The 17934-nt window shown below is 66.0% G+C and carries 2 protein-coding genes; one reads left to right on the top strand and one right to left on the bottom strand.

All coding sequences use genetic code 11. The features are described from left to right. Window positions 1-541: 541 nt before the first annotated feature. Entirely contained in the window at window positions 542-904 is a 363-nt protein-coding gene (locus B3349_RS00535) for a hypothetical protein (protein ID WP_291585477.1), read from the bottom strand. Between B3349_RS00535 and B3349_RS00530 the strand changes: the two genes are divergently transcribed. After that, window positions 785-17845: an autotransporter-associated beta strand repeat-containing protein gene (locus B3349_RS00530; protein ID WP_414646827.1), complete on the top strand. Its 17061-nt coding sequence runs from the start codon at window positions 785-787 to the stop codon at window positions 17843-17845. The two genes, B3349_RS00535 and B3349_RS00530, sit on opposite strands and share 120 nt — an antisense overlap. Window positions 17846-17934 lie beyond the last annotated feature (89 nt).

Genomic DNA, 17934 nt, shown 5'->3' with positions numbered 1-17934 from the left:
CAGGCAATATGGAAGACGCGAACCGTCTCCTATTGCCTTGCGTGAGTGGCGAAGCGATGCAATGGTGCACAGAAGAATGCAACTTGTAAATTGCATCTTACAGGTAATCTTTGACGCAATGCCCGGCCACCTGGCGCCCAGAACATCCGGGTGCGCCGCACAGGGTGGTGCATAAAGCCGCCGTCTAGCTCGCCGTTTCTTCTTCCGCACAGTCCGGGGATTTCTGAACCGACGGATGGATGATGGATTGATCCAGTCCCCTTGCATGTCCTCATGCCGCGTGCGTCCCGGTAGCGATCCGCGACGGCTGTGACAACCTGGAAGGTGAAGTCCAGCGGTGGACGAGCAGGACGCTCAGCGAACAGAAACGATGTTCGTCAAACAGTGCGCTTGCCGCAGTGATGCATGTGCGCTGCAGCATCTCCATGGCCGAGCCGCTCACAGAAATCATTGGCCCATGGTACATCGGCACCGTTTATCGATTGCCACCCATTTTGGTGCCGTTTCCGGCTGGTTTGCCTAGACAAAATGATTCTGGTCTCTATGCTTTTGTATCAACGTCATTGTTTCTGTGCCATCCAGTCTGTGCAGCAACGCAGTACAGCAGCAGGTGGACCTGCTCATCCATAGTTCTTGCAGTTTCTTCGTGTGATTTCCCCCCAGTGAGCCGACCGTTCGATGGAACGGTTGCCAGCCACAGCAGGTCCGCCATCGATCCATAGGTCAGAAAGCTCTGCAGTCCTTCTGCAGCGCTTTGCCAATCTGTATCGGGAGGAGTCAAAAGATGAATCGCAGTTACCGCACGATCTGGAATGCTGCTTTGGCCAGTTGGGTGGCGGCTCCAGAGATTGCGCGCAGCGGTGGTTCTTCCGGAAGCAGCAACACCAAAGGCTCGCAACGCCATCTGCCACGCTTGCGGCGTGGTGTGCAGGCCATCGCGCTGGCGTGGGGGACGGTGGCTTTTCTGCCAGCAGCGCAGGCCGCCTGCACTGCGTTTAGCGACGGCGCCAATGTGCTCTGCACAGGCAGCGGGCTGTTTCCTGTGGTCGGCATTGATTCGTCGGCCAACAATATGACCGTCACCGTTGGCGCTGGAGCGGAAGTGAGGCCTGTGCTCCTCACTCCTTATGCGGTGAACCTGACAGGTGTCAACACCACGTTCATCAACAACGGGACGGTGGACCCGACCCTGCTCGCGGGGCTGAGCTTGTTGACCTCGGGCGTGAAACTCGGCAGCGGTACCAATGGCTCGCTGATCGTCAACAACGCAGGAACGCTCAAGGGCACATCGACCCTTGCCTTGGGCGTGCCGTTGGCAAATTTGACCGGCCTTGCCCTGGACGTGTCGAACGGCGCAGGCGGAACCAATGCCATCACCAACAGCGGAGTCATCGGGTCTACCGCACTTCTCGGCGTATCGATTGCGCAAGCCGATATCCCGGTGATCTCCGTGCGTGGTGGCAGCCCGACCACCTTCATCAATACCGCCACAGGCAGCATAACCGGGCGTATTGCGTTCCAGGGGTCGTCACTGGGCAACACGTTCATCAATGCCGGCACCCTGACCGGCAGCCTGCACATGGGCAACAGTTCGGTGGCCAACACTTTCACGGCGGTCACCAGTTCCCAGGTGTTGAATAGCACTGGCGTGGGCTCCGTGCTGTCGGTCACGCTCTTCCCGCAGCTCTCGTTCGCCGCCACGGGCACCGTCGATGGCGGTACGGGCGCGGCCAACAACCTGGTCCTGCAGAACGCTGCCAGCGGTGCCGGCTCCGGCACCACGGGTACCGGCACCATCTCCAACACCACCTACATCAACTTCAGCAACCTGACCGTCAACAGCGGAACCTGGACCCTCTCGGGGCCGGTGCTGACCGGAACCACCACCACCACGCTGAACGGCGGCATCCTGTCCTTCGACAATGCCCTGGGCATGGGCAACGGGCAGATCACCGGCAATGGCGGGACCCTGCAGGCAGGCGCAACAAGCCTGGCCTTGAGCAATGTGGTCAACCTTGGCGCCGGTGGGCTGACCGTGAGCGGCGCCAATCCCCTGACCCTGAGCGGCTCCATCACCGGCAGCGGCGGCCTGACCAAGTCCGGTGCCGGCAACCTGATCCTGAGCGGCAACAATAGCTACCAGGGTGGCACCAACCTCACCACGGGCACGCTGGTGGTTGGCAGCAACACCGCGCTGGGTGCGGCAACGAGCATCCTCAACGCAGCAGCCGGCACCACGCTGGATACCAACACAGCAGGTCTGAGCGTCAGCAACGCCATCAGCGTGGCCGGCACCCTGAACCTGACCGGCAGCAATGCGCTGACCCTGGGTGGCAACATCACCGGCAGCGGAGGCCTGACCAAGGCTGGTGCCAGCAGCCTGACCCTGAGCGGCAACAACGCCTACCTGGGCAGTACCAACCTCAATGCCGGCGCCCTGGTGGTCGGCAGCAACACCGCGCTGGGTGCGGCAGGGAGCATCCTCAATGCCGCAGCCGGCACCACCCTGGATGCCTCTGCGGCGGTCACCCTGGGCAACGCCGTCACCCTCGGCGGCAGCCTGACCATTGGTGGCAGCAACAACCTGGGCCTCAGCGGTGCGGTCAGCGGCACAGGCAGTCTGATCAAGGCCGGAGCCAGCAGCCTGACCCTCAGCGGTGCCAATAACTACAGCGGCGGCACCCAGCTCAACGCCGGCCGGCTGGTGCTTGGCAGTAACGGAGCTCTGGGGTCCGGCGCGCTGACGGCAGCAGCCGGGAGCACCCTGGACGCCAGCACTGCTGTCAGCATCACCAACGGCGTGACCGTCAACGGCGCGGTCAACATCGGCGGTACCTCCGACCTCACTCTGTCAGGGGTGGTCACTGGCGCCGGCAGTCTGGTCAAGAACGGCACGGCCAACCTGACCCTCAACGGTGCCAACAACTACGCGGGCGGCACTACGCTGAACAGCGGCACCCTGACCCTCGCTAACGCCGGGGCGCTGAGCAGCGGCGCTCTCACGGTCGGCGGAGCCGCCAGCCTGGTGGGCCCCAGTGCGATGACCTTGGGCAATGCCATTCACCTCAATACGGGTGGTGTGCTGACCACCCCCGTCAGCGGCAGCCTGGGCCTCACCGGCACCATCGACGGACTCGGCAGCCTGAACAAGTCCGGTGCGGGCACCTTGTCGCTGAATGGGAACAACAGCTACAGCGGCGGCACCGTGCTGAGCGCTGGCACCCTGAGCCTGGGCCATGCCAATGCGCTGGGCAGCAGTACGCTGAACACGGCGGGCGGCACGACGCTGGATACCTCCGTTGCAGGTCTGAACGTCGGCAACGCCCTCAGCGTCACCGGCACCCTGAACCTGGCCGGCAGCAATGCCTTGACCCTGGGCGGCATCATCAGCGGCAGCGGCGGCCTGGCCAAGAACGGCACCGCCGACCTGACTCTCAGCGGTGCCAACAACTACCTGGGCGGCACCTTGCTCAACGCCGGTCGGCTGGTACTGGGCAATGCCAGCGCCCTAGGCTCCAGCACCCTGAGCACCGCCAACGGCACCACGCTGGATACCAACACAGCAGGCCTGAGCGTCAGCAACGCCATCAGCGTAACTGGCACCCTGAACCTGACCGGCAGCAATGCCCTGACCCTGGGCGGCAACATCTCCGGCAGCGGTGGCCTGACCAAGGCCGGAGCCAGCAGCCTGACCCTGAACGGCAACAACGCCTACCAGGGCAACACCAATCTCACTGCCGGTACCCTGGTGGTCGGCAGCAACACCGCGCTGGGTGTGGGGGGGATCCTCAATGCTGCTGCGGGCACCACCCTGGATGCCACCGCTGCGGTGAGTTTGAGCAACGCCGTCAACCTTGGCGGCAACCTGACCATTGGTGGCAGCAACAACCTGGGGCTGACCGGCGTCATCACCGGCAGCGGCGGCCTGACCAAGGCCGGGGCCAGCAGCCTGGCCCTGAGCGGCAACAACACCTACGTGGGCGACACCAACCTCAATGCCGGCACTCTGGTGGTCGGCAGCAACTCCGCGCTGGGTGCACTAGGGAACATCCTCAACACTGCAGCAGGCACTACCCTGGATGCCAGTACCTCAGTGACGCTGGGCAATGCTGTCAACCTGGCTGGCAACCTCGGCATCGGTGGCAGCGCCAGCCTCGGCCTCAATGGCGTGGTCAGCGGCGCGGGAGGGCTGACCAAGAGCGGCACGGCTTCCCTGACCCTGAACGGCAACAACGCCTACCTGGGCAACACCAATCTCAACGCCGGCGCCGTGGTCGTAGGCAGCAACACTGCGCTGGGTCTGGGCATCCTCAATGCTGCAGCGGGCACCACCCTGGATGCCAATGCAGCAGTGGCGCTGAACAACGCTGTCACTCTGGCTGGCAACCTCGGCATCGGCGGCACCGCCAATCTCGGCCTCAATGGAGTCGTCAGCGGCACGGGTGGCCTGACCAAGAACGGTGCGGCCACGCTGACTCTCAACGGTGTCAACACCTATGCGGGCGGCACCACGCTCAACACTGGTACCCTGAGCCTGGGCCATGCCAGTGCGTTGGGGACAGGAACGCTGAGCACGGCGGGCGGTACGACGTTGGAAACCACCATGGCGGGTCTCAGCGTCGGCAATGCCATCAGCGTGACCGGCACCCTGAACCTGGCTGGCAGCAATGACCTGACACTGGGCGGCAACATCACCGGCAGCGGTGGCCTGAGCAAGAATGGCAGCACCACCCTGACCCTTGCCGGAGCCAGTAGCAACTTCCAGGGCGGCGTCAACCTCAATGCCGGTACCCTGGTGGTCGGCAGCAACACCGCACTGGGTCTGGGTGCCCTCAGTACCGCAACGGGCACCACGCTGGACGCCAGCACCACCGTAGCGCTGAGTAACCTGGTCACCCTCGGCGGCAGCACCACCGTGGGTGGCAGCGCCAACCTCAGTCTCAATGGCGTGGTCAGCGGCACGGGCAGCCTGACCAAGAGCGGCGCAGCCACCCTGACTCTCGGTGGTGCCAACACCTACGGCGGCGGCACCACGCTCAGCGCTGGCACTCTGCTGGTGGGCAATGCCCAGGCCCTGGGCAGCGGCACACTGACCACCGTGGCAGGTACCACCCTGGACGCCACCACAGCGGTGAGTCTCGGCAACGCCGTCAGCCTGGGCAGCGGCGGCAACCTGGCCATCGGCGGCAGCAACCATCTGGGGTTGACCGGTGTCATCAGTGGCAGCGGCGGCCTGACCAAGAACGGCACCGCCGATCTGACGCTCAGCGGCGCCAACAATTACCTGGGCGGCACCTTGCTCAACGCTGGCCGCCTGGTGCTGGGCTCTGCCACCGCGCTGGGGAGTGGCACGCTGAGCACGGCCAATGGCACCACGCTGGATACCAACACCGCAGGTCTGAGCGTCGGCAATGCCCTCAGCGTCACAGGCAACCTGAATCTGGCCGGCAGCAATGCCCTGACCCTGGGCGGCAACATCACCGGCAGTGGGGGCCTGACCAAGGCCGGTAGCAGCAGCCTGACCCTGAGCGGCAACAACGCCTACCTGGGCAACACCAACCTCAATGCCGGCACCCTGGTGGTAGGCAGCAACACCGCGCTGGGGCTGGGTGCTCTTAACACTGCTGCAGGCACCATCCTGGATGCCAACACTGCCGTGACGCTGAGCAATCTGGTCAACCTCGGCGGCGCCACCACCGTGGGCGGCAGTGCCAACCTCAGTCTCAATGGCGTGGTCAGCGGCGCGGGCGGCCTGACCAAGAGCGGTACCGCCACCCTGGCCCTCAACGGTGCCAACACCTACATCGGCGGCACCGTGCTCAACACCGGCACCCTGGTGGTGGGCAATGCCCTGGCCTTGGGCAGCGGTGCACTGAGCGTCAACGGCGCGGCCACGCTGGACAGCAGCACGGCACTCAACCTCGGCAACCTGATTCATCTGAACGCCGGGCTGACCATTGGCGGCAGCAACAACCTGGGCCTGACCGGCGCCATCGACGGCAGCGGCGGACTGACCAAAAACGGTACCGCCGACCTGTTGCTCAGCGGCGCCAACAGCTACCTGGGCGGCACCTTGCTCAACGCAGGCCGCCTGGTGCTGGGCCATGCCAACGCGCTGGGGCAGGGCGCGCTGACGGCGGCAGCCGGCACCACGGTGGACGCCAGCTCGGCGCTGGCGGTGGGCAACGCGGTCACCCTCAACGGTGCGCTCACGGTGGGAGGCACTTCCGACCTGACCTTGTCGGGCGTGGTCAGCGGCACGGGCAGTCTGGTCAAGAACGGCGCCGCCAACCTGACGCTCAGTGGCGCCAACACCTTCCAGGGCGGTACCACGCTGAACAGCGGCACCCTGACCGTGGGCAACGGTCTGGCACTGGGCACGGGGGACCTCACTGTGGCCGGCGCCGCCAATCTGGCCAGTGCCGGTGCCCAGGCGCTGGCCAACGCCATCCACCTGAACGCCGGCCTGACCCTGCCGGGCAGCGCCAACCTTACCCTCAACGGCGTGATCGACGGCAGCGCCGGGCTGACCAAGTCCGGCACCGGCAGCCTGATCCTGAATGCCGCCAACACCTATGCGGGTGGTACCACCCTCGCCAGCGGCAACCTGGTGCTGGGCGCAAACACGGCCCTGGGCAGCGCAGCCCTGACCGTCACCGGCGGTGCGCTGGATGCCAACAAGACGCTGAGCGTCGCCAATGCCATCACCCTGGCCGGCAACCTGAATGTGCTGGGCAGCAATGACCTGACGCTGACCGGCAGCATCAACGGCAGCGGCGGCCTGACCAAGTCCGGCGGCACCACCCTGACCCTGTCCGGCACCAACAGCTACCAGGGCAACACCAACCTCGATGCAGGCATCCTCAAGCTGGGCAGCAGCACCGCCTTGGGCCTGGGCACCCTGAACACCGCGGCAGGCACCACCCTGGATGCCACCACCGCCGTGGCAATCAACAATCTGGTCCACCTGGCCGGCACCACCACCATCGGCGGCAGCGCCGACCTGGGACTCAATGGCGTGGTCAGCGGCACCGGTGGCCTGGTCAAGCAGGGCGGGGCGACCCTCAGCCTGAATGCGGCCAACACCTACCAAGGCGACACCACCCTGCTGGGGGGCACTCTGTCGCTGGGCAACAGCCTGTCGCTGGGCAGCGGTGCACTGAACGTCAATGGCGCCGCCACCGTGGCCAGCAGCGCGGTGATCAACCTTGCCAACCAGATCAATCTGAATGCGGCCCTGACGGTCGGCGGCAGCGTCGACCAGACCCTGAGCGGCGTCATCGGCGGCAGCGGCAGCCTGATCAAGACCGGTTCCGGCAATCTGACGCTGACCGGCACCAACACCTATGCCGGTGGCACCACCTTGGCCGCCGGTACCCTGACCCTGGGCAATGCCTCCGCGCTGGGCAGCGGTTTGCTGAGACTCAATGTCAGCGGTGCGGCCAATCTGGACACCACCTCGGCCTTCGCCCTCGGCAACGCCATCACCCTGGGGGCCAACCTGACCCTGGTGGGCCACAGCGACCTGACGCTCAATGGCGTCATCGACGGTGGGGCCGGGCTCGTCAAGGCCGGTTCCGGCAACCTGACTTTGAATGGCGTCAACACCTACCTGGGCGGTACCAGCCTGGCTGCCGGGACCCTGACCCTGGGCAACGCCGGGGCGCTGGGCACCGGTACCCTGAGCGTCACGGGGGCTGCGGTGCTGGACAACAGCGCGCCGCTCATCCTGGGCAACACCATTGCGCTGGATGCCGACCTGACCGTGGCTGGCAGCAACCACCTCACCCTGGGCAGCACCATCAGCGGCACCGGTGGTCTGGTCAAGACGGGGCTGGCCGATCTGACACTGAGCGGCGCCAACAGCTTCAGCGGTGCCGTGAACATTCTCACCGGCAGCGTGACCACCGTGGGCACAGGGGCGCTCGGCAACACGTCGCTGGTGAATGTCGGTGCCGGGGCCAGCCTGAACCTGGGCGCCAGCAGCAGCGTGGGCAGCCTGGGCGGCAGTGGTGACATCCACCTCGGCAGCGGTGCCAACCTGAGCGTCGGCACGGGCAACCTCAGCGGCGTGTTCAGCGGTTCCGTGGCAGGCGATGCAGGCCTGATCAAGATCGGCAGCGGCAGCCTGCAGCTGGCCGGGAACAACATCTACACCGGCAGCACCCAGGTCAACGCCGGTGTGCTGAATGTCAGCGGATCGCTGGCCAGCCCGGTGGTGCAGGTCAACAGCGGAGGGACCTTGACCGGTAGCGGCCAGGTCGCCGGTGCGGTCAGCGTGGCAGACGGCGGTCACCTGGCCGTCCACAGCGGTTCCAACCTGGGTCTCGGCTCTCTGGTGCTGAGCAGCAACTCTAACCTCGATCTGGGACTCGGTTCACCCGCCACCGGTGGCAATGCGCTGATCACCGTGAGCGGCGACCTGATCCTGGGCGGCAACCTCAACGTCAGCGACATCGGCGGCTTCGGCGCCGGTATCTACCGGGTGATCGACTACACCGGCGCGCTCACCGACAACGGCCTGGTCATCGGCACCCTGCCCAGCGGTGTGCTGCCCAGCGACCTGGAAGTGCAACTGGCCATCTCCAACCAGGTCAATCTGCTGGTAGGGGGCGCCAATGGCAGCGTGCTGTTCTGGGACGGCAGCCAGCAGACCAGCGATGGCGCAATCCAGGGCGGCACCGGGGTCTGGAATGCACTGAACACCAACTGGACCACCGTCAACGGCACCGACAACCGCGACTGGAGCAGCTACTTCGCGGTCTTCCAGGGCACGGCGGGCGTTGTCGCGATCGACGGCACCCAGACCGTTACCGGTCTGCAGTTCGTCACCGACGGCTATGTGCTGAACAGCGGCACTGCCGGCCTGCTGAACCTGGTCAACAGCGACAGCGGCAATACCACCGTCCGTGTCGATCCGGGCGTGACCGCCACCCTCAATGTGGGGCTGACCGGCACCGGCCTGCTGAACAAGGCCGACACTGGCACCCTGGTGCTCAACGGCAGCAACAACTACAGCGGCGGCACCACCCTCAGCGGCGGCTCCCTGGTGGTGGGCCACAACAACGCCCTGGGCAGCGGTGCGCTGACCGCAGCCAACAACACCACCCTCGACAGCAGCACCGCCATCAGCCTGGCCAACAGCGTGAACCTGCAGGGTGTACTGAACATCGCCGGCAGCAACGCGCTGACCCTTGGCGGTGTCATCAACGGCACGGGCAGTCTGGTCAAGAACGGCAGTGGCATCCTTACCCTGAACGCTGCCAATGGCTACCTGGGCGGCACCACCCTGAACGCGGGCGGCCTGGTGCTGGGCAATGCCCTGTCGCTGGGCAGCGGTACCCTGCGCGTGGCCGGCGCCGGTACCCTGGACAGCAGCGCCGCGCTGACCTTGGGCAACCAGATCGACCTGGGCGCCACCTTGACCCTGCTGGGCAGCAACAACCTGACCCTCAACGGCGGCATCAGCGGCGGTGGGGCACTGGTCAAGAGCGGCAACAGCACGCTGACCCTGAACGGTGTCAATGCCTACACCGGGGGCACCACCTTGACTGCGGGCGGTCTGGTCATCGGCAACGGCGGCGCCCTGGGCAGCGGCGCCCTGAACGTCACCGGTGCATCCAGCCTGAGCAGCACCAGCGCACTGGCGCTGGCCAACGTCATCCATCTGGGCGATGTCCTGACCTTGCCCGGCAGTACCAGCCTGACCCTCAACGGCGCCATCGACGGCACCGCGGGCCTGAACAAGACCGGCAGCGGCACCCTGGTGCTGAACCACGCCAACACCTACCAGGGCGGCACGACTCTGGCGGCCGGCACCTTGGTGGTTGGCAGCAACACGGCGCTGGGGTCTGGTGTGCTGAACGCAGCGGCCGGCACCATACTGGACAGCAACACCGCTGTGACCCTGGGCAACGACGTCAACCTGTTGGGCGGTCTGGTCATCGCGGGCAGCAACAACCTGACCCTGGCAGGCCAGGTCAACGGTGCGGCGGGGCTGATCAAGAACGGGGCCGGGGTTCTGACGCTATCTGGCAGCAACGGCTACACCGGCGATACGGCACTCAACGCAGGCACCCTGGTGCTGGGCAGCAGTGCCGCGCTGGGAGGGGGGGGCGCCTTGAACGCCGCTGGCGCTACCACGCTGGACACCCTCGGTGCCACCACCTTGGCCAATGCCATCAATCTGGCAGGCAATCTCAACCTCACCGGCAGCCACGACCTGACCCTCAACGGTGCAGTCAACGGCGCCGGCGGCCTGACCAAGAATGGCAGCAGCAACCTGACCCTCAACGGTACCAATGGGTACCTGGGGAACACCAACCTCAACGGCGGCACTTTGACCTTGGGCAACAGCCTGGCCCTGGGCCTGGGTGCGCTGAATGTGGGTGCTGCGTCCACCCTGGCCGGCAGCATCGGCCTGACCCTGGCCAATGCGGTCAACCTGGGGGCCACGCTGACCGTCAATGGCGGCAACAACATCACCCTGAACGGTGCGGTCGGTGGCAGCGGTAGCCTGCTGAAGACCGGTGGCGGCACGCTGACCCTCAGCGCTGCCAACAGCTACATGGGCGGCACCACCCTGGCCACCGGGACCCTGGTGCTGGGCAGTGCCACCGCCCTGGGCAGTGGCGCGCTGAATGTCACGGGGGCGTCCAGTCTGGGCAGCAGCGCTGCCATCACCACTGCCAACAACATCACCCTGGGGGCCAACCTGACCGTGCTCGGCACCCACGACCTGGGCCTGAACGGCGTGGTCAGCGGCAGCGGCGGGTTGACCAAGAACGGCAGCGGCACACTGACCCTCAACGGCAACAACACCTACCTGGGCGGCACCCAGTTGAATGCCGGCACGCTGGCCATCGGTTCGGCCACCGCGCTGGGCAGTGGCAAGCTCACCGCCGCCAGTGGCACGCTGGACAACACCACGGCGCTGACGCTGAACAACGCTGTGACCCTTGCGGGCAACCTGAACCTGGCGGGTGCGCAGGACCTGGTGCTGCACGGCAACATCGACGGTGCGGGCAGCCTGAAGAAAAACGGCGCGGCCACCCTGACTTTGAGCGGCACCAACAGCTACGGCGGTGGCACGACCCTCAATGACGGGACTTTGGTTCTGGCCAGCGCCAGCGCGCTGGGCACTGGCGACCTGACCACCGGTGGCGGCACTACGCTCGACAGCAGCTTCGCCTTGAGCCTGGCCAACAACCTGCACCTGGATGGTGGACCGACCGCCGGGCTGACGTTGGGCGGTAGCTTCGACCTGACCTTGAACGGCACCATCGACGGCGCCGGAACGCTGACCAAGAACGGCAACAGTACCTTGACCCTCAACGGTACCAACACCTACGCCGACGACACTGTGCTGAACGCCGGTACCCTGGTCGCGGGGCAGAATAGCGCACTGGGGTCTGGAACTTTGCTGGTCAATGGTGCTTCCACCCTCAACAGCGGTAACAATGCCGTGGTGCTGGGCAACAGCATTGACCTGAACGCCAACCTCAGTGTCAACGGCGCCAACGACCTGGGCCTGAGCGGCACGATCAGTGGCACAGGCCAATTGCTCAAGTCCGGCACGGGCACCCTGACCCTGGGCGGCAACAACATCTCCTGGACCGGTGGTACGGCACTGAGTGGCGGCACCCTGGCGGTCAGCAACGACAACGCACTGGGCACCGGCACCCTGACCACCAGCGGCAGTGCGACCCTGCGCAGTGCCGCTGCGAATCTGGCGAATGCCATCGTGCTCAATGGCGACCTGACCGTCGAGACGACCAACGCGCTGGCATACACCGGCCAACTGAGCGGCAGTGGCAACCTGACCAAGACTGGCGCCAGCGACTGGAGCTTGCAGGGCAACAGCAGCTTCAGCGGGGCCCTGGACATCCAGAACGGCAGCGTCACCTTGTTGAGCGGCACCGCCCTGGGCACGCAGGCGGCAGTGAACGTTGGCAGCAGCACCAGCTTGAACATCAACAGCAGCACCAGCATTGGTGGACTGACCGGTAGCGGTGCCACCAACATTGCAGCCGGCAGTATCTTGTCGGTGGGTAGCAGCAATGTCGACAGCCTGTTCGCCGGCATTTTCAGTGGCAACGGTTCGCTGACCAAGACCGGCAGCGGTGTGCTGACACTGAGCGGCACCAGCAACCTTGCGGGCGCCACCCAGGTCAACGCCGGCAGCTTGAATGTCACCGGCACGTTCAACAGCGGTGGCGTGGCCGTCGCCGCCGGAGCGACGCTGACCGGGACCGGCACGGTCGGTGGCGGCAACACCTCCATCAACACCGGCGGCAATCTGGCCGGTACCAGCGGCAGCACGCTGACCTTCACCAACAATCTGGTACTGTCACCGAACGCCAATGTGAATGTGGCCCTGGGCTCACCGGTCACCGGCAATACGCCGTTGTTCAACGTTGGCGGCACCCTGGCCCTTGGCGGGACCCTCAACATCACCGATGCGGGGGGCTTCGGCAACGGGGTGTACCGCCTGTTCGAGCAGGGTTCCCTGGTCGGAGGCTCCATTATCTTGGGCAGCAGCCTGCCGGGAGGGGTGACCGCTGGTGAGTTGCAGATTCAAACCTCCTCTAGCCAGGTCAATCTGGTGGTGACCTCGCCCAATCAGGTCATACAGTTCTGGGATGGCAGCCAGACTGTTCAAAACGGCGCCATCGAAGGCGGCAGCGGGACGTGGAGCACCACCAACACCAACTGGACCGAATTCGACGGTTCGGCAAACAATGTGTGGGTGGACAAGTTCGCCGTCTTCCAGGGCACCACAGGGGGGCTGGTCGCCGTCGATGCATCGGGGACGTCCAACGGCATGATGACGGTAGATGGCCTCCAGTTCATGACCGATGGCTATGTACTGACCGGTGATGCGCTCAACGCGGTCAACCGCAACGGCGGCAACTTTGCCGTGCGGGTCGACCCGAACGTTACGGCCACCCTGGACCTGGATGTCAACGGCACCGGCACCCTGAACAAGCTGGACACCGGCACCCTGGTGTTGAACGGCGACAACGGCTACACCGGAGGCACCATTCTGAGCGGTGGCACCATCGTGCTGGGCAGCGACAGTGCCCTGGGCACTGGCAGCCTGACCGCAGCCGACGGTACCACCTTGGACAGCAACAAGGCCGTGGTCCTTGCCAACGATATCGGTGTGACCGGTACCCTCAGCCTGCCCGGCAGCCACGACCTGACCTTGGACGGCGTGGTCAGCGGCAGCGGTGGTCTGGTGAAGAATGGTGCCAGCGTGCTGACCCTCAATGGCGCCAACACCTTTGGCGGCCCGCTGGCCCTGAATGCCGGCACCCTGGTGCTGGGCAACGACACGGCGCTGGGCCTGGGCGCCCTCAACGCTGCCGACGGCACACGGCTGGACAGCAATGCGGCCATCACCGTGGCCAACGCCATCAACCTGGCGGGTGCGCTGACCCTGCTCGGCAGCAACGACCTGACCTTCAACGGCCCGGTCAATGGCGCCGGCAGCCTGATCAAGCAAGGCAGCAACACCCTGGCCCTGAACGGCGCCAACGGCTTCGCTGGCGGCCTTGATCTGCAGGGCGGCACGCTGCTGCTGGGCAACAGCAGTGCGTTGGGCAGCGGCACGCTCACCGTCAGCGGCCCATCGTCCCTGGATACCAGCAGCGCGCTGTCCTTGGGCAACAACCTGTTGTTGCTCTCCACGCTGAATCTGGATGGCAACTACGATCTGGCTCTCAACGGCGTGATCGATGGCGCGGGCGGCCTGGTCCAGAACGGTACCGCGCGCCTGTCCCTGATGGGGGCCAACACCTTCGCTGGCGGCGTCGTGCTCAACAGCGGCAATCTCACGCTGGGCAATGCCGGCGCTCTGGGCACTGGCAGCCTGAGCGTCACCGGCTCCTCGCAGCTGGACGTGACCAGCCCCATGACGGTGGCCAACAACGTCGATATCAGCGGCGTGCTGTCCGTCGCCGGCAACAACGACCTGACCCTGTCCGGCATCCTCAGCGGCAACGGCACGCTGAACAAGAGCGGCCTGGCGGAGCTGACCTTGAGCGGCAACAACAGCTTCGCCGGCATTTTCAATATCTTCGCCGGGACCCTGTCGACCGTGGGCAGCACCGCGCTGGGCAATCCGTCGCAGATCAATCTGAGCAGCGGCGCCACGCTGAATCTGGGGGGCGATATCGCCCTGAACCAACTGGTTGGCAGCGGCGATGTGGACATTGGCGCAGGCACCACCCTGAGCGTGGGCGGCGGCAACTTTGCCGGCGCGCTGGGCGGTTCAGGGGATCTGGACAAGACCGGAACCGGCACCCTGATCCTGGCCGGTGCCAGCACCCACAGCGGCGCGACCACCGTCAGCGGCGGCAGCCTGGTGGTCAATGGCCAGCTCACCAGCAGCACGGTCACGGTGGGCAGCACGGCCAGCCTGGGCGGCAGCGGGTACATCACAGGGGCTGTGACCGTCGCCAACGGAGGGACGCTGGTGCTGACCGGGGGCAACACCCTCAATGTCGGATCGCTGGTGCTGGACGCGGGCTCCAACATCAACGCCGCCCTGGGGGTGGCGCTGCCAGGCCAGCCTTCGCTGGTCAGCGTAGCCGGGAACCTGACCTTGGGCGGCCTGCTCAACGTGACCGATGCGGGGGGCTTTGGGGCCGGGGTGTACCGCCTGTTTGACTATGGCGGCACGTTGACCGACAACGGTCTGGTGATCAACTCTTTGCCAAGCAGCGTCTCGCTGAGCGATGCACAGCTGCAGACCGCCATCAACCACCAGGTCAATCTGGTGGTGGGCGGTGCCAGCAATGTGCTGTTCTGGGATGGCGGGCAAATCGTTGGCAACGGCAGCATCGAAGGCGGCTACGGCGTCTGGGATGTCTCCAACACCAACTGGACCAATGCTGCAGGCAGCGCGAACCAGGCCTGGAATGACACCTTCGCCGTGTTCCAGGGTACTGCGGGCACGGTCACCGTCAATGGAACGCAAACCATCACCGGCATGCAGTTCGTCAGCGATGGCTATGTGCTTGGCAGCGGTGTCAGCGGTGAACTGCTGACGGCCGGCACCACCAATGTGCGGGTGGACAACGGCAGCACCGCGACCCTGAACGTTGCCATCAACGGGACGGGTACGCTGACCAAGCTGGACACCGGCACCCTGGTGCTCAACGGCGCCAATGGCTACACCGGTGGCACAGCGCTGAACGGCGGCACGCTGGTGGTCGGCAATGATGCAGCACTGGGCACCGGCACACTGACAGCGGCCAATGGCACCACGCTGGACGCCAATCCGCAGGGCGGCAATACGGAGGTAAGCCTCTCCAACGCGGTGACGCTCAATGGCGCCTTGGCGGTGGGTGGCAGCCACGACCTGGTGCTGGACGGCACCATCAGCGGCAGTGGCGGCCTGGTGAAGAACGGCAGCGCCACGCTGACCCTGAACGGCAACAACGTCTACCAGGGCGGGGTGGTGCTGAACGCGGGCACGCTGCAGCTGGGCTCCGCCACGGCACTGGGCAGCGGCACGCTGACCGCAGCGCAGGGGGCCACACTGGACAGCCTCAGCGACCTGAGCCTGGGCAACGCCGTGACCCTGGCCGGGGGACTGACCTTGGCGGGCTCGCATGCGCTGACCCTGAACGGGGATGTGACGGGCCCTGGCGGCTTGACCAAGCAGGGCACTGCCACCCTGACCCTGAACGGCAACAACAGCTATGCCGGGGAAACCTCGCTGCAAGCCGGTGGGCTGATCCTGGGCAGCAGTACGGCGCTGGGCAGCGGTGTGCTGCGGGCGGCCGCGGGCACCACGCTGGACACCAGCACCAACCTGGCGGTAGCCAATACCGTCGTGCTGGACGGCATGCTGCAGGTGGCAGGCACGCACGACCTGGCGCTGAACGGCAGCATTGGCGGCGCCGGTGGGCTGACCAAGGACGGCGCGGGCACCCTGACATTGGGTGGCAGCAACAGCTACAGCGGCGGCACCACCATCAACGCGGGCCAGGTGACGGCCTCTGCCGGCGCGCTGGGCACAGGCACCATCGTCAACAATGCCGCACTGACCCTGGTGCAGAACACCGATGCGACACTGGCGCAGACCATCATCGGCAGTGGCAGCCTGGAAAAGACCGGTGCCGCCACGCTGACCCTGGGCGGTGACAGCAGTGGCTTCTCGGGGACGACCACGGTGCGCAGCGGGACCCTGGCACTGGACGCCATGGCCAAGCTGGGCGGTACGCTGACGGTGGCGCAGGGGGGCACCTTGGCAGGCAGCGGCAGCGTGGGCGCTCCGGGGACGGTGACCACGGTGCAAAGCGGCGGCACCATCGCCCCCGGAGATGCGTCCAACGCCAGCGGCACGCTGACGATCGGCGGCGATCTGGTGCTGCAGCAGGGCTCCACCTACCAGGTGCAGGCCACGGCGGGCAGCACGTCCAGCACCAGCCTCCAGGTGGCAGGCAGTGCCACGCTGGGCGGGAGCGCGGTGGACCTGGGGGCACAGCCGGCATTCGAGGTGGGCAAGACCTACACCATCCTGAGCGCCGGTCAACTGAACGGCAGTTTCGGTAGCGTCTCGTCCAACTTCGCCTTTGTGGCGCCCACCTTGCAGTACAGCGCCACCGATGTGAACCTGCTCATGCAACGCAAGACCAACAGCGACGGTTCGGTGATCGGGTTTGCCGACGTGGCCACCACGCGCAACCAGGTCGCCGTCGCCAACGGGGTGGAAAGCCTGGGCGCTGGCAACGCGCTGTACAGCTTTGTGGAGAGCTTGCCCAACGGTGCGCCGGCGCAGGTGTTCAACAGCCTGTCGGGGGAAAGCCATGCCTCCATCCAGGCCGGCATGGGGGTGGGCGCACGCATGTTCGGCGCGTCCGCCATGCAAAGGCTGCACGACAACCTGAGCGCCAGGCCGCGTGCGGGCGCATCCACTCCCGGTCAGTGTGACCGGCAGCGGCCTGTGTCGGCCGCAGCATCGGCACCGGCATCCGGGGCCGCCTGGTCCTGCATGCCCACCCATCCGGCCTGGGCCGAGGTGGTGGGCCAGTGGCAAACCTTCTCCGGCAACAGCAACGCCGCTGGGCTGAAGCAGGACATCGGCGGGGTGTTCGCCGGGGCCGACACCGAAGTGGGCAGCAACGGATGGCGCCTGGGTGGGGCCGTGGGCTACACCCGCGCCAATGCCAAGGTCTCGAACCGCAGCTCCAAAGCCACGGTGGACAACTACAGCCTGGCCGTGTACGGCGGCAAGAGCTATGAAATGGATAACGGCCGGCTGAATGTGATGGCCGGGCTGTCCTACACCTGGCACGACATCGACTCCGAACGCCAGGTGGCCGCGCTGGGCCAGACCCTCAAGTCCGACTACAGCGGCAGCACCACCCAGCTGTTTGCCGAAGTCGGCTATGCCCTGGGCGAGTACGGCGAGGTGGGGATCGAGCCCTTTGCCGGCATCAACCTGGGCCACCAGCGCACGCGCGGCTTCCAGGAAACCGGGGGCTTTGCCGCACTGCACGGCCAGCGCAGCAGCGAAAACCTCAGCAGCAGCATCCTGGGTATCCGCCTGCACAGCGGCTTTGCCTGGGGCAGCAGCGAAGGGCGTTTGCGTGCCACGCTGGGCTGGCGCCATGCGTTTGGCGACGTGAACAACCAGACCACCATGTCCTTTGCCGGTGGCCAGAACTTCACCGTGACCGGCGTGCCGCTGGCACGCAACACAGCCGTGATGGCCCTGGAAGCCGAGATGGCGCTGAACCGCAGCACCTCGCTGGTGCTGGGCTACAAGGGCGAATTCGGCAGCGGCAACCGCGACCACTCCGCCCAGGTGCGGGTGCGCTGGTCGTTCTGAGCGGCGGCAGGCCCACGTCCCCGCAAAAAGCCCCTGCAGCCGCGGCCGCAGGGGCCTTTTTCAGGGCGATGGCATGGGTGGGATAGGGC

It is taken from the genome of Comamonas sp. UBA7528 (assembly GCF_002479375.1).
Classification (GTDB): Bacteria; Pseudomonadota; Gammaproteobacteria; order Burkholderiales; family Burkholderiaceae_C; genus Comamonas.
The sequence above is the reverse complement of the archived record's forward strand: the minus strand, read 5'-3'. Positions and strand labels throughout refer to the sequence as shown.

What these genes read in the sequence shown, in the direction of transcription:
- B3349_RS00530 (WP_414646827.1), top strand. Translation starts at nt 785, where the DNA reads ATGAATCGCAGTTACCGCACGATCTGGAATGCTGCTTTGGCCAGTTGG.
- B3349_RS00535 (WP_291585477.1), bottom strand. Translation starts at nt 904, where the DNA reads ATGGCGTTGCGAGCCTTTGGTGTTGCTGCTTCCGGAAGAACCACCGCT.